Annotated in this window: 7 protein-coding genes and 2 pseudogenes; all 9 read left to right on the top strand. The window is 37.2% G+C overall.

All coding sequences use genetic code 11. The annotated features are described in order from the left end of the window. Window position 1 precedes the first annotated feature (1 nt). A complete protein-coding gene (locus tag Ami3637_RS03055; protein WP_162361266.1) occupies window positions 2-1,624 on the top strand; it encodes an amidohydrolase in 1,623 nt (540 codons plus the stop codon). A gap of 158 nt (window positions 1,625-1,782) precedes the next feature. Then, window positions 1,783-3,344: pseudogene (locus tag Ami3637_RS19055) on the top strand (amidohydrolase). Continuing rightward, entirely contained in the window at window positions 3,337-3,744 is a 408-nt protein-coding gene (locus Ami3637_RS03045) for a hypothetical protein (protein ID WP_162361265.1), read from the top strand. Before Ami3637_RS19055 ends, Ami3637_RS03045 begins: the two are co-directional and overlap by 8 nt. Continuing rightward, window positions 3,723-4,520 (top strand): BTAD domain-containing putative transcriptional regulator, encoded by a 798-nt coding sequence (locus Ami3637_RS03040; RefSeq protein WP_330586908.1) that lies wholly within the window; start codon window positions 3,723-3,725, stop codon window positions 4,518-4,520. Before Ami3637_RS03045 ends, Ami3637_RS03040 begins: the two co-directional genes overlap by 22 nt. 463 nt (window positions 4,521-4,983) lie before the next feature. Next, window positions 4,984-5,868, top strand: coding sequence for a copper amine oxidase N-terminal domain-containing protein (locus Ami3637_RS03035; protein WP_162361263.1), 885 nt, complete (start codon window positions 4,984-4,986; stop codon window positions 5,866-5,868). Window positions 5,869-6,142: 274 nt separating this feature from the next. Then, window positions 6,143-6,799 (top strand): single-stranded DNA-binding protein, encoded by a 657-nt coding sequence (locus Ami3637_RS03030; protein ID WP_162361262.1) that lies wholly within the window; start codon window positions 6,143-6,145, stop codon window positions 6,797-6,799. 165 nt (window positions 6,800-6,964) lie between these two features. Next, window positions 6,965-7,977: pseudogene (gene plsX, locus Ami3637_RS03025) on the top strand (phosphate acyltransferase PlsX). Further along, window positions 7,970-8,674 carry a ribonuclease III gene (gene rnc / locus Ami3637_RS03020; protein WP_162361261.1) on the top strand — a complete coding sequence of 235 codons (705 nt, stop codon included), beginning with the start codon at window positions 7,970-7,972 and terminating at the stop codon, window positions 8,672-8,674. The pseudogene plsX and the gene rnc overlap by 8 nt, the downstream one beginning before the upstream one ends. Beyond that, window positions 8,656-12,204, top strand: a complete 3,549-nt coding sequence (gene smc, locus Ami3637_RS03015; protein ID WP_162361260.1) for a chromosome segregation protein SMC — start codon at window positions 8,656-8,658, stop codon at window positions 12,202-12,204. Before rnc ends, smc begins: the two co-directional genes overlap by 19 nt. The last annotated feature ends 3 nt before the right edge of the window (window positions 12,205-12,207 follow it).

The following is a 12,207-nucleotide window of genomic DNA, read 5'->3' as shown; positions in this document are numbered from 1 at the left end:
AATGGACACTATTTTTTACAATGGAAAAATTAAAACAATGGATAAGGTAAGGCCAGAAGCTGAAGCCGTGGCAGTTAAAAATGGTATTATTGCAAGAACAGGCAGCAATGAAGAAATTCTTTCTTTAGGAGATTCAGATACAAGAAAAGTTGATTTAAAGGGAAAATTTGTTTTACCAGGATTCTCTGACAGTCATCTGCATTTGATTTATTATGCCAATACAAAACGTAAAGTAGAATTATCACAGGCAAAATCTATTGAGGATGTCATTTCCTTATGCCAGATGGGACTTGAGAGATTGACTGAAGGCAATCAGTGGCTGCTGGGATGCGGATGGAACCAGGACTATTGGGAGGTGCCAGTTTTCCCTACAAGAGATGATCTGGATAAAATCTCCAAAGATATTCCCATTGCCATAACAAGGACCTGTTATCATGCTACGGTTATAAACTCAAAGGCTATAGAGATACTTGGACTGTCAGAGAATATACCTGCGTTTTCCAATGGTATTGTAGAGACCGATGAGAAGGGCCAGGCAAATGGAATCTTAAGAGAAAGTGCACAAAATATTATATGGAATAATTTGGGTGCACCTGAAATTGAAGATCTTAAGAATAGAATAATAGATGCCTGTATGGACGCAGCTTCAAAAGGAATTACTGCCCTGCAGACAGATGACTTTGAAACCTTTACCGGTGACACCCTTGATTTAATTATAACCGCGTATAAAGAACTGGCTGCTGAAGGTCGGCTCCCTATCAGAATATACCAACAGTGCCTTTTGCGGACACCGGAAAAACTTCAGGCTTTTCTTGATAAAGGTTATAAGACTGGCTATGAGTCCGGATTTTATAAAATCGGTCCATTGAAGTTACTAAATGATGGATCTCTGGGAGCCAGGACTGCTTATTTGAGAAACCCTTACTGTGATGATCCCAGCACCCGGGGAGTGGCATTGTATGATCAGGAGAGTTTGACCAGAATGATAAAAATGGGTCATGAGAACGGCATGCAGATAGCAATTCATTGCATTGGGGATGCAGCTATAGAAATGGCAGTAAACAGTTTTGAAAAAATAATGCTGGAATTCCCCAGAATAGATTCAAGGCATGGAATTGTACACTGTCAGATTACAGACATGGAGCTAATTGAGCGCATAAGGAAGTTGAATTTACTGATTTACGCACAGCCGATTTTTATCCGGTATGACAGACAAATCATAAATGCCAGAGTAGGCCGGGACCTTGGTAAAACAAGCTATAACTGGAGGGCATATGCAGACAGGAATATGCACTTAAGCGGTGGTTCAGACTGCCCGGTTGAAAAGTTTGATATCATTCCCAATATTTATTGTGCAGTGACTGGGAAAAATCCTGAAAATGATCAGGATCCTGCCTGGTATCCTGAAAACTGCCTTTCAGTAGATGAAACCATAAAAAGTTTCACCATAGAAGGAGCGTATGCAGCATTTCAGGAGAACGAGAGAGGGACTCTTTCAGTGGGAAAATATGCAGATATGGTGGTATTGGATAAAAATATTTATGAAATTCCTGAAGAACAGATTAAAGATATCCAGGTAGAAATGACAATAGTAAACGGAGTGATTAAATATTCCAGAGGGTGAAAATAAAAAGGCGTTAGTTCATTAGAATTCCAGGCCCTATGCAGGCCATTGAAAGTGTTCCTGAATTAAGCTATAATGCTGTAAAGATATTGACGTTAAACATTACATAAGTTGACCTGACCCGTTTGTAAAATTAATTTAGAAAGCAGGAAAAGAGAATGCATGCAGATCTATTGATAATAAATGGAAAATGTCTATGCGTAGCCAATGATAATATTTATGATTGGGTGGCCATAACGGATAACAATATTTCCGGACTGGGTTACAAAGAGGAATATAAAATAATATTTGACAGTATTGACCGTATAATGGATGCCAAAGGAAATACTGTTCTTCCAGGATTTTATGACAGCCACTTCCACCTGGTTCAGACAGGTCTTAATTCCCTGAGTTTAGATTTATCGGAGGCTACATCTTTTGATGATGTGGGAGATTTAATCAGGGAGCAGGCTAAACTAACGCCGGAACAGCCTATACATGCAAAGAGGTTATATCCTTATAATTTAAAGGAAAAGTGTTTCCCAGACAGGACGGTGCTGGATAAATTCTGCAATGATGTACCTGTCTGGGTTACCAGCAGTGAATTTCATGTAAGTGCACTGAATACTTATGGTATTTTATATTACAAAATACCCTTTACACTGGGTGGAATAGAACTGGACAGCAAGGCCATGCCTACAGGAATCTTTAAACAGCAGGCTAACGTTATGCTTAGGGAAAATATTTTGAAAAGCATATCCAATGCATACCGGCTGGATGCGGTGAAAGGTGTACTGGACAGTGCAATTAAACATGGAATAACTACCATTGACACCATGGAGGGAGGTTTCTTATTCTGCAATAAAGATGCAGAACTGATATATGATTATAGAGATACTTTCCCCATTGACGTTAATTTATATTACCAGACTTCAGATATTAAGAGGATAAAGGAGTTACGATTATCAAGGATGGGATTAAACCCATTTATAGATGGAACGCTGGGATCCAGAAGTGCTGCATTATATTTTCCTTATGCGGATGACCCTGAGAATATGGGAGAACTGTATTTTACTCAGGAGGATTTAAATGAATTTTTAGTGGAATGCTATAAAAAGCGAATACAAACCTCACTTCATGTGATAGGGGCAGGGCTATTGAGCTAGCAATCAGGGCCCATGAACATGCTCTGAATATTACAGGAAACACAGGGCTCAGGCATCGGCTTGAACACGCGGAACTGGTAAATGACAGTCAAGTTTTAAGGGCCAGAGAACTGGGACTTGTGTTTTCCATGCAGCCTACCTATGAATATTTGTGGGGAGGAAAAGGTAAAATGTATGAGGTGAGAATCGGCCAGCATTATCAAGAGTCAAATCCGTTCAGAGAAATTACCGATAGCGGAGTGATTATCTGTGGAAGTTCTGAAAGTGATGTAACCCCTATAGGACCAACACTGGGTATACACTCGGCAGTGAATCATCCTGTGGCAGATCACAGAGTGGACATCATGGAAGCAATCCGAATGTTTACAATCAATGGGGCATATGCAGTTTTTGAAGAAAAAACAAAAGGCAGCCTGGAAGTTGGCAAACTGGCAGATATAGTGATTTTGAATAAAGATATTATGAAAGTACCAAGAGAAAAAATAAAGGATGTGGGTGTAGCAACCACCATTAAATCCGGCTGTATTTTATACCATACAAATGAATTATGCCTGGGAGTGAACGATCATGACTGAACTGATTATAAATCTGATGGGAAGGGTAGAGTTTAAATATGGAGAAAAAAATTTAGAGCATAAATTGAGCAATAAAGGGGTTGCTCTTATTAGTCTTTTAATGCTCAACATCAAAAATGGAATCAGTAGGGAAAAACTGATATCTTATCTGTGGGCAGACAGTGATGATGAAGCAGCCAGGTATAATCTGCGTTACAATCTCTGGAACATTAAGAAGGTTATTCATGCAGATGAATGTGGGGAAGATTTGATTCTATCCACCAAAGACTATTGTCATTTAAATGCTAAGTATGCTTTTGAATCGGATATGCTCAAGCTCATGAAGTTTGAATGCAGGGGGGAAGAACAGTCCATAGAAGATTTATATAGCTATAAGCAATTGTTCAGGGGGATTTCCTAGAGGGAATTTATTTAAAAAATTGTGATGAATTTAATGAAAAAATCATCCTGGAGAGAATTGTTTATCAGAATAAATATGTGGATTTACTCAACGCAATAGCAGAGAAATCTGAAAGGTATAATAAGTTTGAGGAATGTATTAAAATCTTAAATGAATTAGTCAGCATTGAACCCTACAATGAAAAGATTGTACAAAAACTGCTTAATGCCTACTTAAACCTGGAGAAACGGAATGAAGCCATAAACTGTTATAAAAAATTTGAGGCTGCATTAAGGAGTGATTTAAATATTTCTCCCAGCAATGAGTTGAAACTTCTATATAATAAACTGATGGAAAAACCGATGGCTGTTATGAGTGGAAGCCAGGATAAGGGTGGGTTTAAGAAGCAAAAACTTGAAATAGAAGTACAGTGTATAGAAAATATAGACTATTTCTGCGTTTCTGATATCATCAGAAAGATTATTCTAAAAGGTGATCGAAAATATATCTTTGGATTAAATAAATGTTATCTTGACGACTTAAATTTTATTCAGTTAGAAGTTGGCCTTGGATATGAAAAGCTTTATACAGATAAATGCACTTTGCATACTTCCCTTCCAAACGTAAGAATTGTTGATGCATTTGTTAAGTTTATCATTTATATGAATGAAATCTACATCCTGAATATAAGTATTTCAGATACTGATAAAATGGATTCCATTTCTTTTAATGTATTGAATTATTTGAAACAACTGAAAATAACAGATTTATATATAAAGGATAATGCTGCAATGTAGTACGCACATTCTGGCATGAAAAAGCCACGGCAATAAGCATAAATAAAACAGGTGCGTTCTTAATTAATTTACCTATGTGTCTACAGATTATAAATGTCGTTAAATGTCGAAAAATAAGATAAAAAGACGAAAACTATAAAACCTGACGATTAAGAGTTAAGCGTATAATATAATACGATTAACTTAAATATGACATTTATGTTCTGTATACTGGAATCCGACGGGTAATCGGCAAGACATTGGAAAAGCGTATAAAACATAGGGGGTAAGTTTACTATGTATCCTTTCTATAAAATATAGAAATACGGCTGTAACAATTTTTTGTTGCAGCCGCCTTTTTTGTGTTAAGGGGATTAGCTGAAGGAGTGCGTTTAGTGTGTGAAAAAAGGAGGAACTAATGGAATAACAATTTTAAAATCTATTAACAGTGTGGAACTAATATAATAACCTTTAGGAGGAAACCATGAATATAAAAAAAAGCAAATATCTACTCGCTATTGTTTTAATACTGCTCTTTAATGTTAATTATTGTTTTGCAGAAACACAAATATACGATTTTTACAAGGAAGTCAATCTGGTTATAGGAGAAAATATCGCAACAGTAAATACGAAGCCGGTAACAATGGATCAGTCCGCTTACGTGAGCGGAGGAAGGACCATGGTACCATTTCGATTTTTAGGCGAATCTCTGGGAGCAAAGGTTTCCTGGGATGCGGCCACTAAACAAGCCAAATTAAGTCTTTCAGGGGTTGAGGTGATAGTAACGGTAGGCTCCTTAAATGGACTGGTGAATGGACAAATTGTTAAGATGGACGTTCCTGCAGTTAATAAGGAAGGACGACTGTTTATTCCGCTGCGATTTGTCAGTGAAAATTTAGGAGCCCTTGTGAACTACGATGATGAAACCAAAGGAATTTCCATTTATTATGCAGACACATCTAATTGGAAAACCTATAAAGCGCCAAATGAGCTGACTTATAAGTATCCAGCAACTTGGTCCATAGCTCCCCACGAAGATGATCAATATACGGTAAAGATAAAATCACCTAATGGTTCAGAGCTTGTTACGTATTATGATGATAAAAAACCAAAAGCGTTAATGTTAGAACTTAATAAGGAGTTTACTGAAGTCGGTTGGAAACTGGAAAATACATTCATGGACGACGAGAATGATCCTGATAGTGGTTATGAACTTGTATTTTCACAGAAGGAAAAGGATGGGAGTTATTCTTCAATTCATATTTTTGTTGATGCATTAGGTACTGGAAGTAATGTTGGAATATGTCGCACCAGTCAAAACAATGAATCTATAGACTGTTTCATTTTTTATAAAATAGTAGCCAGCTAAAAGCTTGCTTCTGAATCTGCAAAAAATACAGGTAGATTAAAACTAAAGATTGAGAAATACCATAAAAGCCGAGGAGTGATTACTATTTGTAAAGCAACTTTTCGGTTTTTTTATACTATTTTATTTGGCCCATATTTTTTAATAACAAATAGATTAATATTAATATTCTTATTTTTTCTCCAGTAATTGAATTTTGCGAATAAATATCAGTCAATTTAATAAAATGTAGAATAGCAAAGTTTAGTGCTGCATTAGAAATAAGGGGGAAAAGTAAATGGAAAACGTTCAGCTTCAAGGTACTGTGTTAGACGAAAACAGATGCGAAACAAATAAGGCGGTGCTTCAGGGTGTTGTTCTGACTGAATTAAAATTCAGCCACAAATCTTATGGGGAAAGTTTTTACTTGTTTGAGGTAGGCGTAGGAAGAAAAAGCGGATACCAGGATGAAATAAAAATAGTTATTTCAGAAAGGCTTATATGGGACATTAGTATTAATGCTGGTATTAGGGTAAAAGTAGAGGGGCAGATCAGAACCTATAATGAAGAAAATGAAGGTAAAAGCAGACTGAATATAGTGGTTTTTGCAAGAGGAATCAGCATGATTTCTGAAAGTGAAAATGATTATGATAATGACGAAAATTACATATACCTGGACGGTTTTTTGTGTAAACCTCCAATCAGAAGAACTTCACCTTTAGGCCGTGAACTTTGTGATATAATGCTTGCAGTGAACAGGATGTATAATAAATCCGATTACATTCCTTGTATCGCATGGGGACGTAATGCCACTTATGCAGGTGGACTTGAAGTTGGAACCAAGCTATCCATTATTGGAAGAATACAAAGCAGAGAGTATAAAAAAAGAGATGCAGATGGAAATATCATAAACCGCATAGCTTATGAGGTATCCATACTGAAAATTGAGGAATAGTAAGTAAATAAATCCTGCCGCATAGGGTAAAATATAAAAATAATATTTTTATTAACTTAGAATTTATGGTATAATATAGTGCCAAATTCTATGAATTGGACAGTAGTAGAAAAGACATATTATTTATATATAACTAAAAAACCGTATGAACGGAGGAAATAAAAAATGAGAATACTTTTAGATGGAATGGGTGGAGATAATGCTCCTTTGGAGATTGTGAAAGGTGCCGTTGAAGCAGCAAAAGAAATAACTCATACTATTGTAATTGTAGGTGATGAGAAAAAAATAGCGGCTGAGCTAAAAAAATATAAATATGATAAAAAACAGATCATTATAGAACATGCAAGTGATGTCATAGACAATTGTGATGCTCCTGTGAAAGCTGTAAGGACTAAAAAAGATTCTTCCTTGGTAAAAGGAATAACTATGGTAAAGGAAGGAAAAGGAGATTTATTCATTTCCGCAGGAAATTCCGGCGCCTTGATGGCAGGGGCTTATTTATATTGGGCAGAATACAGGGTATAGACAGACCAGCTTTGGCCAGTATATACCCTATACTTGGTGGACAGGCTTCTCTTTTAGTAGATGCAGGAGCTAATTCAGAATGTAAACCAGATAATCTTTTAGAGTTCGCCACTATGGGAAGTATTTATATGGAAAAAGTCCTGGGAAGAAAGAATCCTACAGTGGGGCTGGTAAATATCGGGGCAGAGGAAACAAAAGGGACCACTGTTACCAGAGCAGCTCATGAATTACTTACAAGAAGCAGCTTAAATTTTGTGGGAAACGTTGAAGCCCGTGATGTTCCCTTTGGTACCAGTGATGTTGTAGTTTGTGACGGATTTGTGGGAAATGTTATATTAAAGCTTACTGAAGGTATGGCTCTTTCTGTATTAAAACAGTTAAAGCAGAAACTGACCTCAGGTTTTAAGGCAAAGCTGGGTTCTGCTTTGTTATATGATAAGTTGAAGGGCCTGAAAAGTGAATTTGATTATTCGGAATATGGCGGGGCTCCTATTCTGGGAGTTAAAGGGCCTATTGTTAAAATGCACGGTGCATCCAATGCCAACGCAGTTAAGAATACAATTTTAAAAGGGATTCCTTATGCTGAACAAAATGTGGTACAGACCATCTTAGATTCTGTATTAGAACTTGAGGAGATAAAAATAAGTGAATAACGTTGAATTTCAAAAGAATATTAACTATGAGTTTAAAGATTCTGATTATCTGGAGAAAGCATTGACTCATAGCTCTTTTGTACAGGAAAAAAATGGGAGATGCGGAAAAGATAATGAACGTCTGGAATTTTTAGGAGATGCATTTTTTGATGCCATTATTAGTGAAACTTTATACAAAAAGCTTACCCATGTCAGTGAGGGAAAATTAACAAAAATCAGGGCTTCTATAGTCTGTGAAAAATCTCTGGCAGAGCAGGGAAGAAAATTGTGCATTGGTAAATTCCTGAGAATGGGAAAAGGCGAAGAAAACATGGGAGGCAGAGAACGGGAGTCTATTCTTGCAGATGCCATGGAAGCTGTTATGGCAGCTATTTTCCTGGACGGCGGCTTTGATGAAGCAAAGAGCTTTATACTCAGAACTTTCGCAGATACGATTGAAAATGCAATTTCAGGTAAACTTATTAAAGATTATAAAACAGAACTTCAGGAAAATCTCCAGGCTAATGGAGATATAAAAATTCATTATCACGTGGATAAAGAAGACGGTCCTGACCATGATAAAACCTTTTACGTCTCTCTTTTTGCAGAGGGAAAACAACTAGGAGAAGGTGTGGGAAAGAGCAAGAAAGAAGCAGAGCAAAATGCTGCCAGATATGCTTTAGAAAGTGGTGGAGACAAATGTATTTTAAAAGAATAGATATGCATGGCTTTAAGTCATTTGCCGAACCGGTTTCCATAGAGTTTAACCATGGTATCACCTGCATAGTAGGTCCTAATGGCAGTGGCAAAAGCAATATCAGTGATGCTCTCAGGTGGGTCCTTGGAGAGCAGAGTCCCAAAACTTTACGGGGAGGCAAAATGGAAGATGTCATCTTTGCCGGAACTGCCAACCGTAAATCCAGAGGCATGGCGGAGGTCGTACTGGTCATTGACAATTCAACAGGGATTCTGCCTATTGACTATAGTGAAGTGGCTATAACAAGAAGAGTGTTCCGATCCGGAGAAAGTGAGTATTACATTAACAATAATCAGTGCAGACTGAAGGATATCCGTGAGCTCATCATGGATACGGGTATTGGTGTTGATGGATACTCATTAATTGGTCAGGGTAAGATTGCAGATATCGTCAGCAATAAACCTGAAAGCAGACGGGAAATCTTTGAAGAAGCAGCTGGAATTGTAAAATACAGGAGTAAAAAAGCAGAGGCCGAAAGAAAGCTGGAAGCAACCAATGTAAATCTTGAAAGAGTAAATGACATAGTTAGTGAGATTGAAGGCAGAATTGATGGACTGAAGGAAGACAGCCAAAAGGCTAAAGAGTATCTGACCTTGCGGGATCAGTATAAAGAACTTGAAATTAATATAACTTTAAAAAATATTGAAAATCTGGAATTAAAGAATGAATATTTAAAGGATGATATTTCTGAGCTGGCAATCCGTATTGATAATTTAAAAGAAGAAAGAATAAATTTAGATAAAGAACTGACAGAATCCAGAACCAAAAGTGAAGCTCTGGAGGCTTTGAACAATGAAGCAAGAAATAAACTGGTAAAGAGCATTGAGGAGATAAACCTGCTTGTAAATGAAGGAAAGCTGAAAGATGAAAAACTTGCCTCCATGGAAAAAGAAGAAATCAGATTGAACAGTGAACTGGAAAATCTTGATCATAAACTGGAAAAAGAACAGCAAAATCTGCAGGAACTGATAAAAACCAAAAATGACATAGATATAAAGATGTCGGACTTAAATAGTCAGCTAAAAGAAAAAATTGATACGTATTCCAAACTGATATCTGAGCAGTCTGCTGTTTCGGCTAAAATTGATAATGACAAAAACAATCTGTTTAAAATTCATAGCGATATCAGTGCAAAAAAAAGTGAGATTAACAGCCTTGAAAATCTGAAAAGTACTTTAGACAGACGAAAAGAACTTTTATTATCGGAGAAAGATTCCGCTGAAAACCAGAATGATGATATTATAGCAGTACAAAAAGAAGCAGTAGAAGAAAGAGATTCTCTGAAAATAAGCCTGCAGAGTATTGCAGAAAAATCAAGACAATTAAAAGAAACATATCAATCAGCAGTTTTAAAGGAAAAGGATTTAACCAGAAAAACTGAGGACATACGAATTTCCATAGGGCAGCTTTCCGCGCGTAAAAAGACCATTGAAGAAATGGAAAGCAACTACGAAGGCTATAATTATGCGGTAAAGTATGTAATGAAAAACGGGTTCAGAGGAGTGCATGGGGTTGTAGCAGACCTGATTGATGTTCCTCAGGGCTTTGAAGTAGCAATTGAAACAGCTTTAGGGGCGTCCATGCAGAATATTGTCTGTCAGTCAGATGATGATGCACAAAACATCATTAAAGCACTTAAAGCAAACAAAGCAGGTCGTCTGACACTGCTTCCAATAGAATCTGTCAGGAGCAGTTCCTATAATTACGATAACAGTTTGAGAAATGCTGCCGGATTTAAAGGACTTGGCGTCGATTGTATAGAATTTGACCGGAAGTATAAGAATGTTATGGAGTATCTGCTGGGAAGAGTCGTCATAGTAGATACTCTTCAGAACGCAGTGAAACTTTCCAAGCAGGTTTCTGGAGGACTTCGGTTTGTTACTCTGGAGGGTGAAGTTATTAATTCTGGAGGAGCCATTACAGGTGGTTCTTTTAAAAATAACACAGCAAATCTTCTGGAAAGAAAAGGAGAAGTAACTGCTTTGCAGGAAAAGCTGGATAAGGCAGAAGAACAAAGGGACAAACTGACTTTGGAACTTTCAGAGGTTAAAAATAATATTGTTGATTATTCAGCTGAGATTCAGGAACTGGAGAAACAACACAGGGAAACTGAACTGAATTTACTGTCAGCAGAGAATCGGATTTCAGTTTTTGCTGGAAATATCAAGGATCTGGCAGAAGGTGAAAATAAGAGACATAAAGAACTGGAAAGTATACAGAGTGAAGAACAGTCTGCTGGGAATATGATTACAAAGTTAAACTCGGAGATTCAGGATGGAAATAACCAGATAAAAGCTTTAGAGGATGACATTGAAAAGCACATGGCAGAGCTGGAAGAATTCAGGGAAAAGGCTGAAGAGGGCAATGAAAGCATTACAAAGGCAAGAATTCAGGTTACTACCTGTGAAAATGAAAAAACCAATGTAGATGCTTTGGTAAGCAGGATAAAGCTTACCATTCAGGAAATAAACAATGATGTTGGAATCAGACAGTCTTCCCTTGAAAAACTAAGAGAAGACAGAGAACTGTTACTAAATGCAGCAACGAGTGGAGTTTCTATCAAGGAAAAGGAAGCAGACAGAGCTTCTTTGGAAAACTATATAGAAGAAATCACCCAGGAGAGGACTGAACTTACAAAGCAGTTAAATGAAAAGTCTGTGTCCAGAGATTCCATTGAAGAAAAAGTGAATGCCTGCCAGTCACAGAAATATGAACTGGAAATTAAAAAAGCTAAAAATGATACCCAGCTGGATTCATATAAGAACAAACTTTGGGATGAATTTGAGGTTTCTTATATACAGGCTATTGAATTCAGAAAAAAGGAATTTAATATGAATGAAGCGGTCAAATCCAGCAGAGAAATAAAAACTAAGATTAAATCCCTGGGTGAAGTGAATATCGGAGCCATCAGAGAATATGAGACCGTTAGTGAGAGATATGAATTCCTGTCTGGTCAGAGAGCCGATATTCTGGGAGCAATGAACTCTCTGAAACAGATTATTGATGATATGGACAAGACTATCCGTATTAAATTTAAAGAGAGTTTCGATCTGATTGTAGAAAACTTTGAAAAGGTCTTTCAGGAACTGTTTGGTGGTGGACAGGCTATGCTCAGACTGGAGGATGAAATAAAACCCCTTGACTGCGGCATAGAGATTATTGCCCAGCCTCCAGGTAAAAAGCTCCAGAACATAAACCTCATGTCCGGTGGGGAAAAAACCATGACTGCCATAGCTTTAATGTTTGCGGTACTTAAGGCCAAGCCAACGCCATTCTGTATACTGGATGAGGTGGAAGCAGCCCTTGATGATGCAAATATCGAGCGGTTTGCAGGGTACTTAAAAAATTTTGATAATATACAGTTTGCATTAGTAACCCATCAGAAGGCTACCATGGAACATGCGGATGTTCTTTATGGTGTTACCATGCCGGAACAAGGAATTTCAAGAGTATTGTCCCTTAAATTAGGAGACAAAATTGATTTGGAATAAATA

This window comes from Aminipila terrae (assembly GCF_010120715.1).
GTDB classification, from domain to species: Bacteria; Bacillota; Clostridia; order Peptostreptococcales; family Anaerovoracaceae; genus Aminipila; species Aminipila terrae.
Note: the sequence above shows the minus strand (reverse complement) of the source record. Positions and strands in the feature narration are given on the sequence as shown.

Coding starts and splice junctions, on each gene's coding strand:
- Ami3637_RS03055 (WP_162361266.1), top strand. CDS start 2: ATGGACACTATTTTTTACAATGGAAAAATTAAAACAATGGATAAGGTA.
- Ami3637_RS03045 (WP_162361265.1), top strand. CDS start 3,337: ATGACTGAACTGATTATAAATCTGATGGGAAGGGTAGAGTTTAAATAT.
- Ami3637_RS03035 (WP_162361263.1), top strand. CDS start 4,984: ATGAATATAAAAAAAAGCAAATATCTACTCGCTATTGTTTTAATACTG.
- Ami3637_RS03030 (WP_162361262.1), top strand. CDS start 6,143: ATGGAAAACGTTCAGCTTCAAGGTACTGTGTTAGACGAAAACAGATGC.
- smc (WP_162361260.1), top strand. CDS start 8,656: ATGTATTTTAAAAGAATAGATATGCATGGCTTTAAGTCATTTGCCGAA.